Origin of the sequence: Pseudomonas sp. BO3-4, assembly GCF_034044115.1 — a bacterium.
GTDB classification, from domain to species: Bacteria; Pseudomonadota; Gammaproteobacteria; order Pseudomonadales; family Pseudomonadaceae; genus Aquipseudomonas; species Aquipseudomonas alloputida.
Window position 1 is genome coordinate 3,536,109 of record NZ_CP139018.1, and the last position, 17,922, is coordinate 3,554,030.

The 17,922-nt window shown below is 61.8% G+C and carries 15 protein-coding genes; 11 read left to right on the forward strand and 4 right to left on the reverse strand.

The window, feature by feature from the left end; genetic code table 11:
- Window positions 1-22 precede the first annotated feature (22 nt).
- Window positions 23-352 (reverse strand): hypothetical protein, encoded by a 330-nt coding sequence (locus REH59_RS16495; RefSeq protein ID WP_080634978.1) that lies wholly within the window; start codon window positions 350-352, stop codon window positions 23-25.
- Between the two features lie 448 nt (window positions 353-800).
- Between REH59_RS16495 and REH59_RS16500 the strand changes: the two genes are divergently transcribed.
- The 4 genes from REH59_RS16500 (at window position 801) to REH59_RS16515 (ending at window position 4,858) form a co-directional block, all read left to right on the forward strand.
- The gene (locus REH59_RS16500; RefSeq protein ID WP_017147656.1) at window positions 801-1,274 is read left to right on the forward strand and encodes an OsmC family protein; all 474 of its coding nucleotides are present in this window, start codon (window positions 801-803) and stop codon (window positions 1,272-1,274) included.
- 176 nt (window positions 1,275-1,450) lie between these two features.
- Window positions 1,451-1,870 (forward strand): integrase, encoded by a 420-nt coding sequence (locus REH59_RS16505; RefSeq protein ID WP_014756461.1) that lies wholly within the window; start codon window positions 1,451-1,453, stop codon window positions 1,868-1,870.
- Between the two features lie 32 nt (window positions 1,871-1,902).
- On the forward strand, window positions 1,903-3,489 hold the full coding sequence (locus REH59_RS16510; RefSeq protein ID WP_003248141.1) for an ABC-F family ATPase: 1,587 nt from the start codon (window positions 1,903-1,905) through the stop codon (window positions 3,487-3,489).
- 175 nt (window positions 3,490-3,664) lie between these two features.
- Window positions 3,665-4,858 (forward strand): MFS transporter, encoded by a 1,194-nt coding sequence (locus REH59_RS16515; protein ID WP_004576697.1) that lies wholly within the window; start codon window positions 3,665-3,667, stop codon window positions 4,856-4,858.
- Here the strand turns inward: REH59_RS16515 and REH59_RS16520 are convergent.
- Complete coding sequence (locus REH59_RS16520; protein ID WP_128573764.1) at window positions 4,820-5,866, reverse strand: alpha/beta hydrolase family protein; 1,047 nt, start codon at window positions 5,864-5,866, stop codon at window positions 4,820-4,822. The two genes, REH59_RS16515 and REH59_RS16520, sit on opposite strands and share 39 nt — an antisense overlap.
- A 201-nt stretch (window positions 5,867-6,067) precedes the next feature.
- Between REH59_RS16520 and yghU the strand changes: the two genes are divergently transcribed.
- From yghU to REH59_RS16550, 6 genes are all read left to right on the forward strand, one after another.
- Window positions 6,068-6,910, forward strand: coding sequence for a glutathione-dependent disulfide-bond oxidoreductase (yghU, locus tag REH59_RS16525; RefSeq protein ID WP_003248134.1), 843 nt, complete (start codon window positions 6,068-6,070; stop codon window positions 6,908-6,910).
- A gap of 584 nt (window positions 6,911-7,494) precedes the next feature.
- Complete coding sequence (locus tag REH59_RS16530) at window positions 7,495-9,198, forward strand: amidase (RefSeq protein ID WP_014861084.1); 1,704 nt, start codon at window positions 7,495-7,497, stop codon at window positions 9,196-9,198.
- A gap of 82 nt (window positions 9,199-9,280) precedes the next feature.
- Window positions 9,281-9,955 (forward strand): helix-turn-helix transcriptional regulator, encoded by a 675-nt coding sequence (locus REH59_RS16535; RefSeq protein ID WP_047604983.1) that lies wholly within the window; start codon window positions 9,281-9,283, stop codon window positions 9,953-9,955.
- Window positions 9,952-10,869 (forward strand): pyridoxal-phosphate dependent enzyme, encoded by a 918-nt coding sequence (locus tag REH59_RS16540; protein WP_003248127.1) that lies wholly within the window; start codon window positions 9,952-9,954, stop codon window positions 10,867-10,869. Before REH59_RS16535 ends, REH59_RS16540 begins: the two co-directional genes overlap by 4 nt.
- A gap of 185 nt (window positions 10,870-11,054) precedes the next feature.
- The gene (locus REH59_RS16545) at window positions 11,055-12,152 is read left to right on the forward strand and encodes a carboxynorspermidine decarboxylase (protein WP_014756455.1); all 1,098 of its coding nucleotides are present in this window, start codon (window positions 11,055-11,057) and stop codon (window positions 12,150-12,152) included.
- 32 nt (window positions 12,153-12,184) lie between these two features.
- Window positions 12,185-13,429, forward strand: a complete 1,245-nt coding sequence (locus tag REH59_RS16550; RefSeq protein WP_003248123.1) for a saccharopine dehydrogenase family protein — start codon at window positions 12,185-12,187, stop codon at window positions 13,427-13,429.
- A gap of 145 nt (window positions 13,430-13,574) precedes the next feature.
- Here the strand turns inward: REH59_RS16550 and REH59_RS16555 are convergent, their stop codons facing one another.
- Complete coding sequence (locus REH59_RS16555; RefSeq protein WP_014861081.1) at window positions 13,575-14,621, reverse strand: class I SAM-dependent methyltransferase; 1,047 nt, start codon at window positions 14,619-14,621, stop codon at window positions 13,575-13,577.
- 244 nt (window positions 14,622-14,865) lie between these two features.
- On the opposite strand from REH59_RS16555, the gene REH59_RS16560 reads away from it, so the two are divergent.
- The gene (locus REH59_RS16560) at window positions 14,866-16,194 is read left to right on the forward strand and encodes a UDP-glucose dehydrogenase family protein (RefSeq protein WP_014861080.1); all 1,329 of its coding nucleotides are present in this window, start codon (window positions 14,866-14,868) and stop codon (window positions 16,192-16,194) included.
- 9 nt (window positions 16,195-16,203) lie between these two features.
- Here REH59_RS16560 and mqo read toward each other — a convergent pair whose 3' ends face one another.
- A complete protein-coding gene (gene mqo / locus REH59_RS16565) occupies window positions 16,204-17,823 on the reverse strand; it encodes a malate dehydrogenase (quinone) (protein WP_014861079.1) in 1,620 nt (539 codons plus the stop codon).
- Window positions 17,824-17,922: the final 99 nt, after the last annotated feature.

The following is a 17,922-nucleotide window of genomic DNA, read 5'->3' on the forward strand; positions in this document are numbered from 1 at the left end:
GCGTTCCGTTTTCCCTGCATCGTTATCCGTGAAGACGCGAGCCTCTGCGCGGGAGTGGTTCAGGCCCTGGTGCTTTGGGCGCAGGAAACGCCTTGGCGACCCAGTCGTGAGCACGCTCGAGCGCCCAGGCCATCGCCGCGGACAGTTTCTGTCCACGGCAGTCAGGGTGTACCTCTTCGAGCAAGAGCACGCCTTTTTTCCCGTAGATACCCAGGAAAAGTTGAGTGACGTTTTCAAGTGAGAGTCGGGCTTGGATGTTGATTAAAGTGCCGCAGGGAAGGCGCTCATCGTAATTGCGGGAATGCAACGCAGAATTGGCCCATTCCCAATAGATTTTGCCGCGATTACGCATGGAACGGACCTTGAACTCATATTCTTGACTGGAGAGACAGAATACACAGCTGTTCCAATGAATTCACTGCTTAAGGTGTGTGTTACATTTTTTTACAGCTGCTTTTCATTTAACAGCCGTGATCGCCCCCTCCTTCAAGCGCCGCGCGATCAGCGCACGGTCGCTCAAGGAAAGTGGCTACGGTGTTCCGCTAGGCGAGCGCCATGAATTACCGGCGGATGGACCACCTGGCCTAGCGGACAGGCAACCTGGCGCATGACGCATCACGTTCCGCAGCCTTGGCGTCGGTATCGGCCTTGGAGTTCCATCGGTTCATTGCATGTGCTCGGATTGCTCATGCGTCGCTGCAAACACTAGATGCTGGTGGAGAGCCCTCAATCGAGAGCAAGATAACCGCACCCAAGCGATGGGCAAGATTTTCCGGCCGTCTTTCGACACAGGAGTGACCATGAAAGAACACCATTACGCTGTCACGGTAAATTGGATAGGTAACACGGGTGAAGGTACTGCCAGTTACACGGCGTACCAGAGAGACTTCAACGTGGAGGCTCCAGGCAAGGCACCTATCCTTGGCTCTGCCGACCCCGCCTTTCGCGGGAACCCTGAACGCTGGAACCCTGAAGACATGTTGCTGGCCTCGATCTCGGCCTGCCACAAGCTTTGGTATCTTCATCTGTGCGCAGTCAACAACGTGAACGTCTTGGAATATGTCGACTACCCGGTGGGCCGGATGCTTGAAGGGGATGGCCAGCGCAAGGGCCATTTCAAAGACGCTGAGTTAAGGCCTCAGGTCATTATCAGCAGCCAGTCAAATCTGGATCTTGCAAGACGCCTGCATGACGATGCTCACCACGAATGTTTTATTGCCAACTCAGTCAACTTCCCTATCAGATGCAGTGCTGTTATCAAGCATCAAGACTAGATGTTTTGAATACAACTGCTTCCGTTGTTTAACAATGGCTTCTAATCGACGCTATCAATAGAAGGGGCGAGGCACTCTTTCACGAGAGGCCGATAAGGGTCGAAAGCTGATAATCACAACCGACCGCGATCAATCTGAAGCGAAAACCTGACCAGACGAAAACCAAGCATCATCGGGTGGTCCTGTTAAACGAGCGCGCATTGAACGCCATCAACCATGCCCAGCCAATCGCTACCCTTCGTCGCATGGCGTCCAAGTCGGCCCACCCGACTAGCCCCTTCGTGTTCCAACCTAGCAAAGGTGGGCTGTGGATCAACGAGCCAAGTGTTACAATCCGCCCCTTCAAATCGGCGCTGAAGGCGCTGAACATCCGTGAACGCCGTCAGTACGACACCCGCCACACCTACGCCACCCTATGCCTGATGCCTGGGATGAACCCCGCGTTCATCGCGAGCCAGCTTGGCCACAGCGTCGAGATGTTGCTCTCTACCTACGCGAAATGGATCAGCTCCTCCTCGGACTGGAGGGAGCTGGAGAAGCTGCCGCCCCGAGTCGAATTGGCCCAAAAATGGCCCAAGACTGACGACAGGGCCTAAATACACCTCTGGAACCCCCGCAGGACAAGCACTTGATTTCTACCGCTAACATCACCATGCAGTTCGGCTCCAAGCCGCTGTTCGAAAACGTTTCCGTCAAATTCAACAACGGCAACCGCTACGGCCTGATCGGCGCCAACGGTTGCGGCAAGTCGACCTTCATGAAAATCCTCGGCGGTGACCTGGAGCCGTCCGCAGGCCAGGTCATGCTTGAGCCGAACACCCGCCTGGGCAAACTGCGCCAGGACCAGTTCGCCTACGAGGAATTCACCGTGATCGACACGGTGATCATGGGCCACGGCCAGCTGTGGAAAGTCAAAGCCGAGCGTGACCGTATCTACTCGCTGCCGGAAATGACCGAAGAAGACGGCATGGCCGTCGCCGAGCTGGAAACCGAATTCGCCGAAATGGACGGCTACACCGCCGAGTCCCGCGCCGGTGAACTGCTGCTGGGCCTGGGTATTCCGCTGGACCAGCACTTCGGCCCGATGAGCGAAGTGGCACCGGGCTGGAAGCTGCGTGTCCTCCTGGCCCAGGCGCTGTTCTCGGACCCGGACGTGCTGCTGCTCGACGAACCGACCAACCACCTGGACATCAACACCATCCGCTGGCTGGAAACGATCCTCACGGCGCGTAACAGCACCATGATCATCATTTCCCACGACCGGCACTTCCTCAACAGCGTCTGCACCCACATGGCTGACCTGGATTACGGTGAGCTGCGCCTGTTCCCGGGCAACTATGACGAGTACATGACCGCAGCCACCCAGTCGCGTGAGCAGCTGCTGTCGGACAACGCCAAGAAGAAAGCCCAGATCGCCGAGCTGCAGACCTTCGTCAGCCGCTTCTCGGCCAACGCCTCCAAAGCCAAGCAGGCCACTTCACGTGCCAAGCAGATCGACAAGATCCAGCTGGCCGAGGTCAAGCCGTCCAGCCGCGTCAGCCCGTTCATTCGCTTCGAACAGACGAAAAAACTGCACCGCCAGGCCGTGGTCGTCGAAAAAATGGCCAAAGCCTTCGACGACAAAGTGCTGTTCAAGAACTTCGACATCACCGTCGAAGCGGGCGAGCGCGTTGCGATCATCGGCCCCAACGGTATTGGCAAGACCACCCTGCTGCGCACCCTGGTCGGCGAGATGACCCCGGATGCGGGCTCGGTGAAGTGGACCGACAGCGCCGAAGTGGGCTACTACGCCCAGGACCACGCCCACGACTTCGAAGACGACATGAGCCTGTTCGACTGGATGGGCCAGTGGACCTCTGGTGAGCAGGTTATCCGCGGCACCCTGGGGCGCATGCTGTTCTCCAACGACGAAATTCTCAAGTCGGTGAAGGTGATTTCCGGTGGTGAACAAGGTCGCATGCTGTTCGGCAAGCTGATCCTGCAGAAGCCGAACGTGCTGGTGATGGACGAGCCGACCAACCACCTGGACATGGAATCGATCGAAGCGCTGAACCTGGCGCTGGAAAACTACCCGGGCACCCTGCTGTTCGTCAGCCACGACCGCGAGTTCGTGTCGTCGCTGGCCACGCGCATCATCGAGCTGTCGGCCGATGGTGTGGTGGACTTCAGCGGTACTTACGATGACTACCTGCGCAGCCAGGGTGTGCTGGTCTGATTGAAGGCCAAGGCCTGGCCACCTTGTGTGGCTGGGCCTCTTCGCGGGCTTGCCCGCGAAGCCCCCCTCCCACCGACTGACACTGCCCGACGAATAATTCGTTAGCCTGCTTTCTTTTCCTTTGCGCAACGGCCATGATGGGACCACGCCCAACCGCCCGCCCGCGAAAGAGCCCATGACCGCGCAACAACCTGCCCCCGCCAGTCACACGCTGCACATCACCCTGCAGATCCTGTCGATCGTTTTCTATACCTTCATTGCCTTCCTCTGCATCGGCCTGCCGATTGCGGTGCTGCCCAGCTATGTGCACGACCAGCTCGGCTTTGGCGCAGTGATCGCCGGTGTAACCATTGGCCTGCAGTACCTGGCCACGCTGCTGAGCCGCCCGTTTGCAGGCAGGGTGGCGGACACCTTGGGAGGGAAACAGGCCATCCGCTTTGGCCTGCTGGGGATTGCCGGTTGCGGGGTGTTGACGTTGCTGTCAGCCTGGACCCTCACCTTACCGCTGCTGAGCCTGGCACTGCTGCTCGGTGGACGTTTGCTGCTGGGCATCGCCCAAGGGCTGATCGGTGTGGCCACTTTGAGCTGGGGCATCAGCCAGGTCGGCCCCGAACACACTGCCAGGGTGATCTCGTGGAACGGCATCGCCTCCTATGGCGCGATTGCCATCGGTGCGCCGATCGGCGTGCTGGCCGTGGACGGGCTGGACTTCAGCGTGCTGGGGCCGGCTTTGCTGGTGCTGGCAACCCTTGCCCTGCTGGTGCTTCGCAAGCGCCCCGACGTGGTCGTGGTGCGCGGCGAGCGCCTGCCCTTCTGGTCGGCGTTCGGCCGGGTTGCCCCGTGTGGCCTGGGTTTGACCCTGGCCTCGATCGGCTACGGCACCTTGACCACCTTCGTCACCCTGTACTACCTCGAGCGCGGCTGGGCCGGTGCGGCCTGGTGCCTGAGTGCGTTTGGTGTGTGCTTCATCATTTCGCGGCTGCTGTTCGTCAACGCGGTCAACCGCTTTGGTGGCTACAACGTGGCGGTCGCCTGCATGGCCACCGAAGTGCTGGGCCTGGGCCTTCTGTGGCTGGCGCCCTCGCCGCCCTGGGCGCTGGTTGGCGCCGGGCTGACCGGTTTCGGGCTGTCGCTGGTGTACCCGGCATTGGGCGTGGAGGCGATCAAGCACGTCCCCAGCAGCAGCCGCGGCGCAGGGCTGGGTGCCTATGCTGTGTTCTTCGACATGGCCTTGGCCATTGCCGGCCCGGTGATGGGCGCCGTGGCGGTACACCTGGGGTATGCCTCGATCTTCTGCGTGGCGGCCCTGCTCGCCTTGGCCGGGGTCGGCCTAACGTTGTGGCTGGCGCGGCGCGCCCGTCGTAGCTGAACGCTCAGCCGGCGCCGGCGCCCCCAGCGCCTGGCTGAAGAACGCTGCCGTTTCTCGCTGCAGCGAATGATGGATATGCCGGCGGTCGACGCCGTCGGCGTCCTTGCACAGCGCCGGCATTCGCGCGTACTGCTCGGCATCGCAGTGGGCCATGAACACGAAATGCCCGGCACCGGCCAACAGGCGGTAGTCCGGTGTGACCGGCAGTTTGCGGGCCAGGGCCTCGGCATTACGGTCTACGGCCACAAGCTGATCGCTGTCGCCACTGTAGATCAGTGCGGGAACCTGCACCCCGGCCAGCGCATGGCGCCCGAACAACAGGCTCAGCGGCGCCATCAACATGACCGCCCCCACTCGCGGGTCGGTCTCGGGCGCCAGTTCGCTACGGTCGGCAATCAGGATGCCGTGGGTCTTGCAGGCGTCTGTGTCATGCGGGCGCTCCAGGCAGTACTGACGCAGACGGTCCAGGTCGGGGCGTGCGCCAGACAGGATCAACGCGGTTTCTCCGCCGGCCGAGTAGCCAATCACGCCCACCTTGCCTTCATTCAGATAAGGCCCGACCACTGCATCATCACGCGCTGCGGTGATCGCCGCGCTGACTTGCAGCGGCCGCCCATAAAGATTGCTCAGGGTGCCAAGGCGACTGTGGTCGCGCACGTTGTCCCCCGGGTGCACCACCGCCACCACCACGAACCCTTGCCGCGCCAGCGACGTGGCCAGGTAATGCAAAGCCAATGGGCTGCCCGTATTGCCGTGAGACAGCACCAGCAACGGGAATCGCCCCATGGCGACGGGCGCCTCTTCGGCCACGTCGACGGGATACCCGTCTATACGGCTGATACGGGTTTTGCCAACGGCCGGGTAGAACGCCAGCGCTTGCATCGGGCGGCTATCGACCGGGTCGGTCAAGGTCATAAGGTGCAGGCCGGCAACCCACGGCGCGGCCTCGGCGCGGGCCAACAGGCCGCCGAGCAGGACCAGCGCCAACACGCAGCGTGCAAGGGTCATCGGCCAGCGGTTCCTTGCAGGACGGAGGGATAACCCAGCATAAAACCGGCCGGCGTTGTGCCGGATGAAAACTGGATGAAACCGCCGTCATGCAAGCTGCGCCTGCACCCTGTGCATTTGCGCATTGCGTCGAACCCATGGCATAGATGCAGGTCAACGTTTTCACGTGACCGTTTTCGCGCCTTTGAAGGAGATTCATGCATGAGCAAGCCTGCCTACGTGCCACCCAAAGTCTGGCGCAACGACGCAGCCTCCGGCGGCCAGTTCGCCAGCATCAACCGCCCGGTCGCCGGCCCGACTCACGACAAGGACCTGCCGCTGGGCAAACACCCGCTGCAGCTGTATTCCCTGGCTACGCCCAACGGCGTCAAGGTCACCATTGCCCTTGAAGAGCTGCTTGCCCTGGGCCACGCCGGTGCCGAATACGATGCCTGGCTGATCCGCATCGGCGAGGGTGATCAGTTTTCCAGTGGCTTCGTCCAGGTCAACCCCAACTCGAAGATTCCCGCCCTGCTCGACCGCAGCGTGGAGCCGCCGGTGCGGGTGTTCGAATCAGGTTCGATCCTGCTGTACCTGGCAGAAAAGTTTGGAGCATTGCTGCCAAAATCGCCGGCTGCGCGCACCGAATGCCTGAACTGGTTGTTCTGGCAGATGGGTGCGGCGCCTTACCTGGGCGGTGGTTTTGGCCACTTCTACGTGTATGCACCGGAAAAGTTCGAGTACGCCATCAACCGCTTCACCATGGAGGCCAAGCGTCAGCTGGACGTACTTGATCGTCGCTTGGCCGAAAGCCGTTATCTGGGCGGCGAGGCATACAGTATTGCTGATATTGCCGTGTGGCCGTGGTATGGCCAGCTGGTACGCGGCAACCTGTATGACGCGGCGCAGTTCCTGGCGGTTGACGAGTACCCGAACGTACAGCGCTGGGCCGAGGACATCGCCCAGCGCCCTGCTGTGCAGCGCGGTACACGCGTGAACCGTACCTGGGGAGATGAACACAGCCAGGTGCCGGAGCGCCATAGCGCCGCCGACCTGGCAGGTTGACGCAAACCGTGTGGAGCAACTGTCTTGCTCAATTTCCATAAGCTGGCGCGATCCGTGTGGGAGCGGCCTTGTGTCGCGAAAGGGCCGCGAAGCGGCCCCAGCATTATTTGCATCGACGCTGAAATCCTGGGGCTGCTGTGCAGCCCTTTCGCGACACAAGGCCGCTCCCACAGGGACTGCGCCAGGCTTTAGATGTGGACGACGACTTTCAGGACTTCCAGCGCCGGTTCGACCTTGATGCCCAGCACTGCCCCCAGGTCCATTACCCGTGCCAGTTCCTGCTGCCCTACCATGACCATCTGCAGTTCATACCTGTGGGAAACAACGGCGACCCTGGGGTTGTGGGTGGGTTTGCGGTGATGATGTTTCTCGATATCGCGCAGGGCTGAGGCTGAGCACCAGCCTGTGGGCGGCCCTTGGGTGACTGAAAGGCCGCCCCCACAATGGGCCGGGTAATGCCTGTGAATGCCCCCGACAATGCCCCCCTGCATAAAACCATTTGCCCCTGCGCAAACCTGCGTCCGCCAAGCCCTTCTTGTACACTCCTCGCATTAGCCCCCACCTGCACATTTTTTGGTGAACGCATGATCGAGGTAACCGAGGTTTCCATTGCCGAGCTGCGCGACGCGCTCGAGTCGGGCCGCACGACAGCGGTCGCGCTGGTCAAGGCCTACCTGGCGCGCATCGACGCCTACGATGGCGCCGACACGGCCACAGCCCTTAACGCCGTAGTGGTACGCAACCCGGAGGCGCTCAAAGAGGCCGAGGCCTCCGATGCCCGTCGTGCCAAGGGCCAGGTGCTTAGCCCGCTGGACGGCATCCCCTACACCGCCAAGGACAGCTACCTGGTCAAAGGCTTGACTGCTGCCTCCGGCAGCCCTGCCTTCAAGGACCTGGTCGCCCAGCGCGATGCCTTCACCATCGAGCGCCTGCGCGCCGCCGGTGCCGTGTGCCTGGGCAAGACCAACATGCCGCCCATGGCTAACGGTGGCATGCAGCGCGGCGTCTATGGCCGCGCCGAAAGCCCGTACAACGCCAACTACCTGACCGCGCCCTTCGCCTCGGGCTCGTCCAACGGTGCCGGTACCGCCACCGCCGCCAGCTTCAGCGCCTTTGGCCTGGCCGAAGAAACCTGGTCCAGCGGCCGTGGCCCGGCGTCCAACAACGGCCTGTGCGCCTATACCCCGTCGCGCGGGGTGATTTCGGTGCGTGGCAACTGGCCGCTGACGCCGACCATGGACGTGGTGGTGCCCTACGCCCGCACCATGGCCGACCTGCTGGAAATCCTCGACGTGGTGGTCGCCGATGACGCCGACAAGCGCGGCGACCTGTGGCGCCTGCAGCCGTGGGTGCCAATCCCCGCTGCCTCGACGGTACGTCCGGCTTCGTACCTTGAACTGGCGGTAGATGCCAGCGCGCTCAAGGGCAAGCGCTTTGGCGTACCACGCATGTATATAAATGCCGATCCCGAAGCGGGCACCGCCGAGAAACCAGGCATCGGCGGGCCGACCGGCCAACGCATCAACACCCGCGCCACGGTGATCGACCTGTGGCAACAAGCACGCCAGGCCCTGGAAGCGGCGGGTGCCGAAGTGCTGGAAGTGGACTTCCCGTTGGTGTCCAACTGCGAAGGCGACCGCCCAGGCGCGCCGACCGTGTACAACCGTGGCATCGTCAGCAAGGCATTCCTGCATGACGAACTGTGGGAACTGTCGGGCTGGGCCTTTGACGACTTCCTGCGCGCCAACGATGACCCCAAGCTTAACCGCCTGGCCGATGTCGACGGGCTGAAGATCTTCCCCCACGACCCGGGCACCCTGCCCAACCGTGAAGATGACCTGGCTGCCGGCATGGACGAGTACGTCAACATGGCCAAACGTGGCCTGAAGACCTGGGACCAGATCGAGACCCTGCCCGACGGCCTGCGCGGGCTGGAGCAGACCCGCAAGCTGGACCTGGAAGACTGGATGGACAAGCTGGGCCTGGACGCGGTGCTGTTCCCCACCGTAGCCGACGTTGGCCCGGCCGATGCCGATATCAACCCGGTATCGGCGGACATCGCCTGGAGCAACGGTGTCTGGGTAGCCAACGGCAACCTGGCAATCCGTCACCTGGGCGTGCCGACCGTGACCGTGCCGATGGGCGTGATGGCCGATATCGGTATGCCGGTGGGGCTGACCTTTGCCGGGAAGGCCTATAGCGACAACGCGCTGCTGAGTTGTGCTGCCGCGTTCGAGGCCACCGGCTCGCGCCGGATGATTCCGCCGCGCACGCCGGCGCTCGGCTGAGTCTTACAGGGGCCGCAAAAGCAGATCGCTAATTTCAACCATATGTGTAAAAATGCACAAACAGTTGATTTTGCGGTCTGCCATGTCTATCACCCCCAGCGAAGAACGCCAACTCACCCTCACCGTGCTCAAGGCCGCGATCCAGGCACTGGGCAGCGTTGCCGCGCGCAACATGGAAATACTCCTGCACGACCTTGACCACCCCGAACACTCGGTGGTGGCGATCGTCAACGGTCATCTTTCCGGCCGCAGCGTGGGCAGCCCGATCCTCGCCGCACCGGAGCAGGACCAGGGTTTCAAGGCACTGATGCAGGCCTCGGCCGACCAGCACGGCTGTGAGCCGGTGGTGCTGCCCGATTACCCCACTACGCTCAAAGGCCGCACGCTACGGAGTGCCACGGCAATCTTCCGTGACAGCAGCGGCCACCCCTTCGCCAGCCTGTGCGTCAACACCGACGTCACCGGCCTGGATGCTGCCATGAGCTTTCTCCAGCAGTTGCAGCCGCTGGGGGCCATACCGGCGGTCAACGAACCGGCCGACATGGAGCTGCTGATGAGCGAGATCATCCAGGCTGCCCTGCAGCGCAGCGGCCAGGGGCGGATGAACAAACAGGCCAAGGTCGAGGCCGTGCGCGTCATGCAGGAGCGCGGCCTGTTCATCGTCAAGGGCGGCGTCGAGAAGGCTGCCAGCGCTCTAGGCGTGACGCGCTACACCATTTACAACTACCTCGAGCAACTACGCGGAGCCAGCCAATGACCTTGCACATTCATACCCCCCTGATCGAGTCGCGCCCGCTGTCGTTGGCGGCCGGTCGTAATATCTGGCTCAAGCTCGACGCCCTGCAACCCTGCGGTTCGTTCAAACTGCGCGGTGTAGGCTACGCCTGCGAGGTACACCACGCGCGTGGCGCCCGGCACTTTGTGTCCTCGTCAGGTGGCAATGCCGGTTTGGCAGTCGCCTACGCCGGACGCAAGCTGGGGGTGCCGGTGACCGTGGTGGTACCCGAAACCACCACCGAACGGGCCAAGCAGCTGCTGCACCTGGAAGACGCCAAGGTGGTGGTGCACGGCAGTTCCTGGCAAGAGGCCAACGCCCTGGCACAGACACTGGTAGGCCCGAACGATGCCTTCATCCACCCATTCGACGACCCACTGCTGTGGGCCGGGCATGCCAGCCTGGTGGATGAGGTGGCCGAAGCCGGCCTGAAGCCGGACGCGGTGGTGTTGTCAGTCGGCGGGGGCGGCTTGCTCAGTGGCGTGGTAGAGGGGCTCAAGCGCAATGGCTGGGGCGATGTGCCGGTGCTGGCAGTAGAAACCGAGGGCGCGGCGTCGCTGCATGCGGCCATGCAGGCTGGGCATTCGGTGGAGCTGGAGCGCATCGCCTCGGTGGCCACGTCGCTGGGGGCCAAGCGTGTGGCTGATCAGGCGCTGACGTGCGTGCAGCAGCATCCGGTGCACAGCCATCTGGTCAGCGATCGCGCAGCGCTGGAGGCCTGTGAGCGGTTCTTGCTGGACCACCGTGTGCTGGTCGAGCCCGCGTGCGGGGCGGCGTTGGCAGTGGCCTATGATGCCAAGGCACTGGGCGCCTTGCGCAATGTACTGGTGGTGGTCTGTGGCGGCGCTACCGCAACACTGGAGCAGATCCAGGCCTGGCTGCAGCAGGCAGACTGAAGCTGCCATCTGTCGGGGGTGATTACGACAGTCACATGCACCTGATCTACTAGGCTCGCCGCAACCGAAAAAGCCCTCGCAATAGCGTCAACCCTGACGAAATGCGTATCCCGCCCTTTCGGTCTGCGGCAAGTGAAGGCACAATGCGTGTCCTTTTTTTGGCCGGCCTGGCCGGGGGCCTTTAAATGATCAAGACGCCGTATTACCTCATCGATAAAACCAAGCTGCTCAGCAACATGGAGAAGATCGCCTACGTGCGCGAACACTCCGGTGCCAAGGCGCTGCTCGCCCTCAAATGCTTCGCCACCTGGTCGGTGTTCGACCTGATGCAGCAGTACATGGACGGTACCACCTCGTCCTCCCTGTTCGAGCTCAAGCTCGGCCGCCAGAAGTTCGCCGGCGAAACCCATGCCTATAGCGTGGCCTGGGCCGACGACGAGGTCGAGGAGATGCTTGAGAACTGCGACAAGATCATCTTCAACTCGATCGGCCAGCTGCAACGCTTTGCCGAACAGTCCGAAGGCAAGGTGCGTGGTCTGCGCGTCAACCCGCAGGTCAGCAGCTCCGACTACCTGCTGGCCGACCCGGCCCGCCCGTTCAGCCGCCTGGGCGAATGGGACCCGGCCAAGATCGAGCAGGTGATCGAACACATCTCCGGCTTCATGTTCCACAACAACTGCGAGAACGGTGACTTCGGCCTGTTCGACAAGATGCTCACGCACATCGAAGAGCGATTCGGCCACCTCCTGCACAAGGTCGAGTGGGTCAGCCTGGGTGGTGGCATTCACTTCACCGGTGAAGACTATGCAGTAGACGCCTTCTGCGCGCGCCTGAAGGCGTTTTCGGAAAAATACGGCGTGCAGGTTTACCTGGAGCCGGGCGAAGCCGCCATCACCAACAGCGCCTCGCTGGAAGTGACCGTGCTCGATACCCTGTACAACGGCAAGCACCTGGCCGTGGTCGACAGCTCGATCGAAGCGCACCTGCTCGACCTGCTGATCTACCGCCTCAACGCCAAGATGGCCCCCAATGACGGCGAGCATACCTACATGGTCTGCGGCAAGTCATGCCTGGCCGGTGACATCTTCGGCGAGTACCAATTCGACCGTCCGCTGGCCATCGGCGATCGCCTGTCGTTCATCGACACGGCGGGTTACACCATGGTCAAGAAAAACTGGTTCAACGGGCTGAAGATGCCTTCCATCGTGGTCAAGCAGCTCGACGGCAGCGTCGAAGTCGTCCGCGAGTTCGGTTTCGAAGACTACGTTTCCAGCCTGTCGTAAGACCGGCTTTCAAGTAAGGAGCAAAGGGTAAATTGAAGAAGAACGTTCTTATCATTGGTGCAGGAGGTGTCGCCAAGGTGGTGGCCCACAAGTGCGCGCAGCATAACGACGAACTGGGTCGTATCGCCATCGCGTCACGGAACATCTCCAAATGCCAGGCCATCATCGACAGCGTCAAGGCCAAGGGTAGCCTCAAGGTACCCGCCGACATCCAGGCCTTCTCGCTCAATGCCCTCGATGTCGAGGCAACCAAGGCGCTGATCCGCGAAACCGAATCGCAGATCGTGATCAATGTGGGTTCCGCCTTCCTCAACATGTCGGTGCTGCGTGCTTGCATCGATACGGGTGTCGCCTATCTGGACACCGCCATCCACGAAGAGCCGGGCAAGATCTGCGAGACCCCACCGTGGTACGGCAACTACGAGTGGAAACACCTCGAAGAGTGCCAGGCAAAGAACATTACCGCCATTCTCGGCGTCGGTTTCGACCCGGGTGTGGTGAACAGCTACGCCAAGCTGGCGCAGCAACAGTATTTCGACAGCATTGATTCGATCGATATTCTCGACGTCAATGCCGGTTCACATGGCAAGTACTTTGCCACCAACTTCGACCCGGAAATCAACTTCCGCGAGTTCACCGGACAAGTGTGGAGCTGGCAGAACAGCCAGTGGACCAGCAACACCATGTTCGAGGTCAAGCGTACCGACGACCTGCCAGTGGTAGGCTCGCAAAACCTGTACCTGACCGGCCACGATGAAGTTCACTCGATTTCGAAGAACCTCAACGTCCCGAACGTGCGCTTCTGGATGAGCTTCGGCGAGCACTACATCAACGTGTTCACGGTTTTGAAAAACCTGGGCCTGCTCAGCGAGCAACCGGTGAAAACCGCCGAAGGCCTGGAAGTGGTACCGCTGAAAGTGGTCAAGGCTGTACTGCCAGACCCGGCCTCGCTGGCCCCTGGCTACACCGGCAAGACCTGCATCGGCGACCTGGTCAAAGGCACCAAGGATGGCCAGCCGCGCGAAGTGTTCATTTACAACGTGGCCGACCACGAAGAAGCCTACGCCGAGACCGACAGCCAGGGCATTTCCTACACCGCCGGCGTACCGCCAGTGGCTGCCGCCCTGCTGGTAGCCCGTGGCGAGTGGGATGCCAAGCGCATGGTCAACGTCGAGGAGCTGCCAGCCGAGCCGTTCCTCAAGGCGCTGGACGTGATGGGCCTGCCGACCCGCGTCAAAGATGAAAAAGGCGATCGTCCTTGGGACGCTGAAGCCTAAGCAACAAACAGAAGGGGCGCCACATGGCGCCCCTTCTGCTTTCCAGGCCCAGCCACTTCGCGGGCAGCCCAGGCGCTCACAGGCCTGAAACAAGCACGTAACCTGTGTGGGCGAGCCCGCGAAGAGGCCGGTGCAGGATCACGCTCTACTTGCGGGCCTCCAGAATCAGGTTGAACGGCGTCTGCGTCGCCCGCCGGAACCTGCTGAACCCTGCCTCCTCGAAGACCGCCCGCAATCGCGCCTCCCCGGCCTGCGCACCCAACCCCAGCCCCACTTCCTGCGACAACGAATTGGGCGTGCAGATAAACGTCGACGCCGCATAGAACAAGCGCCCGACCGGTGTCAGGTTACCCTCCAGCGAGTCCTCGGCATAAGGCTCCACCAGCATGACCGTGCCATCCGCTTTCAAAGCATGGTAGGCATGCCTGGCTGCCCCGACCGGGTCACCCATGTCGTGCAGGCAATCGAAGAAGCACACCAGGTCATGGTCATGCCCCGGGTACTCCTTGGCGCTGGCCTGCTGGAAGCTCACCCGCCCCTCCAACCCCGCTTCCCGTGCACGCGCGTTGGCGGTGACGATCGAAGGCTGATGATAGTCGTACCCCACGAAGGTCGACGCCGGAAACGCCTGCGCCATCACCAGCGTCGAGGCACCATGACCGCACCCCACATCCGCCACCTTGGCGCCCGCCTGCAGCTTGGCCAACACACCCTCCAGTGCCGGCAGCCAATCCGCTACCAGGAAGGTGCGATACCCCGGCCGGAAAAACCGCTCGGTACCGCTGAACATGCACGGGTGGTGATCGCCCCAGGCCAACCCGCCATCGCCGCGCATGGCGGCTACCAGCTTGTCCTTGTCATGGAACAGCGCCGCCACCACTGACGCGCCGCCGGCCATGTAGGCCGGAGAGTCCTCCAGCGCCAGGGCCATGGCCTGTTCTTCAGGCAGCACAAAACGGCCCTTGTCATGGACCATGTAGCCCGATGCCGCCTGGGCATTCAACCATTCTCGCACCAGCCGCGGGTGGCAGCCGGTCTTTTCCGCCAGTTGCTCAGGGGTGACCGCCTGGCTGTCGGCCATGGCCCGGTACAGCCCCAGTTCATCGCCGAGAATGACATTGGCCAGCGTCGCCGCCGCGCCCATGTCGCCCACCAGCTTGCCCATGAAATCGTGAAGCCTTGCCTCGTCCATGACCTGCCCTCCTCTGCAAGAAGGCCATCGCCAACGAGGGACATCCGCTCCGGGAAGGCGGTGGTCGGTTCAAGGGTTTTCGTTCGCGGTACAACGCGCTAACGCGAGCTGTCATTAAGTTTAGATGCTCTGCCTGGGCGAAGTGGAATAAAGGCCTCATGGCCCACGAAAACATCCTTCAGGTAACAATTCCTAAACAAGGATGTGACATTTTTTTTCAGCTTTCCTATCAAGGAGCTGTCAAATGAAGGTCACGGTTTTCGGAACCGGCTATGTCGGCCTGACCCAGGCGGTGTGCCTGGCCCAGGTGGGCCATTCGGTGTTGTGCATGGATGTCGATGCCGATCGGGTGGCCAGCCTGAGTGAAGGCCATTGCCCGATCTTCGAGCCCGGCCTTGCGCCGCTGCTGGAGAAGAACCTCGCCTGCGGTCGGCTGCGCTTCACCACTGATGCCGCAATGGCTGCCAACTATGCCAGGTTGCAATTCATTGCCGTCGGTACTCCGCCGCAAGCCGATGGTAGCGCCGACCTGAAGCACGTTTTCGCCGTGGTCGACAGCATCCTCGAACATGCTGACGGGCCCAAAGTAATCGTCAACAAGTCCACCGTGCCGGTGGGTACGGTACACCGCATCAAGGCACGCATCGCCCAGGCCGTGGCCGATACCAGCCGCTTCCAGGTGATCAGCAATCCGGAGTTTCTCAAGGAAGGGTCTGCGGTGGATGACTGCATGCGCCCCCAGCGCATTATCATCGGCGGCGCAGAAGCGGCCGAAGTGGAGTTGCTACGCGAGCTTTACCTGCCGTTCAACCGCAACCGCGAAAAGTTCATGGTCATGGACGCGCGCAGTGCCGAGCTGACCAAGTACGCAGCCAATTGCATGCTGGCCACCAAGATTTCCTTCATCAACGAAATCGCCAACCTGGCCGAGCACCTGGGGGCCGACATCGAAATGGTGCGCCGTGGCATCGGCTCGGACCCGCGCATCGGTTATGACTTCATCTACGCCGGCTGCGGTTTTGGCGGCTCGTGCTTCCCCAAAGACCTGCAAGCCCTGCGCCACAGTGCCGAGGCAGAGGGCTTCGAGACGCAGTTGCTGCGCGCAGTAGAGTCGGTCAACGAGCAGCAGAAGGGCCGGCTGTTCAGCAAGATCCAGCGCCACTACCCTGGCGGCCTGCGGGGCAAGGTGTTTGCCCTGTGGGGGTTGTCGTTCAAGCCCAATACCAATGATATCCGCGAAGCCTCCAGCCGGGTCCTGCTGGAAGCGTTGTGGTCCGCGGGCGCACGGGTGCAGGCCCACGACCCTCAGGCCATGGAAGAAATCCGGCGCCACTACGGCCCGCGTGCCGACTTGCAACTGGTGCCCTGCAAGGACGATGCGTTGCGGGGCGCCGATGCCCTGGTGATCGTCACCGAATGGCAGGACTACCGTGTGCTCAACCTGGACGAGGTGCCGCAGCAGCTGGCCGACCGGGTGGTGTTCGATGGCCGCAACCTGTACGAACCCGAGCACATGGCCTCGGCAGGGCTGACTTACTACGGCATCGGACGTGGCAAGATTGCGCCAGCTTGACTGCAATGATTACCGGCTGGCCACTCCCTGGCTGTCAGCCGGTCTTATGGACTCAGGGCGCTGTGGACTGACAGGCGGCTCAAGCTGCAGCACCTCGTTGGTATATGCCCACTCCTTCTCTAGCTGATCCGGGTGGTCGTTCAGGCGGATGCCATAGGACGGGATGATCTGTTTGATCTTGGCCTGCCACTCGGGCGACGCCACCTTGTTCTTGAACACCTTGTTCAACACGTCGAGCATGATAGGCGCAGCGGTCGACGCACCGGGAGAGGCCCCCAGCAAGCCGGCGATACTGCCGTCCCTGGACGTCACCACCTCGGTACCGAGCTTGAGCACACCGCCCAACGCTTCGTCTTTCTTGATGATTTGCACCCGCTGGCCCGCCTGCCACAGCCGCCAGTCTTCTTTCTTCGCCCCGGGGAAGTAGGTGCGCAGCGCTTCGAAGCGGTCATCGTCCGATTGCAGCACCTGCCCGATCAGGTACTGCACCAGGTCGAACTCGCGTACCCCTACCCGCACCATCGGCCAGGCATTGTGCACGCTGGTACTGGCGAGCAGGTCAAGCAATGAGCCCTGCTTGAGGAACTTGGTCGAGAAGGTGGCGAACGGCCCAAACAGGATCAGGCGCTTGCCATCAAGTACCCGGGTGTCCAGGTGCGGCACCGACATGGGCGGCGCACCGGTTGCGGCAATGCCATAGGCCTTGGCCATGTGACGCTGGGCGATAGCCGGGTTGTCAGTGACCAGGAACGAGCCACCGACCGGGAAGCCGCCATAGTCCTTGGCCTCGTCGATACCCGACTTCTGCAGCAGCGGCAGTGCCGCCCCGCCAGCGCCGATGAACAGGAACCGGGCATCGGTGGCTGCCTTGCTGCCATTCTTCAGGTTCTTGTACTCGACGTGCCAGGAACCGTCGTCGTTACGGGTGATGTCCTGCACTTCGCTCGACAGCTTGAGATCGAAGTTCGGCCGCGTCTGCAGGTAACCCACATACTGCCGGGTGATCTCGCCAAAGTTGACGTCGGTGCCGATCGGCGTCCAGGTCACGGCCAGCTTCTGATTGGGGTCACGCCCTTCCATCATCAAGGGTACCCACTTGCGGATCTGCTCGTGGTCTTCGGAATACTGCATGGGTTTGAACAGGGGGCTGGCCTGCAGCGCCTCGTAGCGCTTCTTCAGGAAGCGGATATTGTCATCGCCCCAGACAAAGCTCATGTGCGGGGTGGTGTTGATGAACGAATGCGGGTTTTTCAGCACGCCCTGTTTCACTTGCCAGGCAAGGAACTGCCGGGTCACCTGGAAAGATTCGTTGATTTCCACCGCTTTGCTGATGTCGATCTTGCCGTCTTTTTCCGGCGTGTAGTTCAGCTCAGCCAGGGCCGAGTGGCCGGTACCCGCATTGTTCCAGCCGTTGGAGCTTTCTTCGGCCACCTTGTCCAGGCGCTCGACCATTTCCATCGACCAGCCGGGTTCCAGTTCGTTGAGCCACACAGCCAAGGTGGAACTCATGATGCCGCCGCCTACCAGCAGCACATCGACCTTTCGGGTTTCTGCAGCCTGGGCATTGAGCATAGCGATTGCCCACGCCAGACCGGCCAGCGCCAATGTTGGCTTGATGGTGATCGTCATAACCTCTCCAATGCCTCGTTGCCTGCAAGACTCAGCCAAAGCTTAGCTGACGGTTAGGGTCGGGCATGGCTGGCGCAAACTGCTTGCAATCCATCAAAT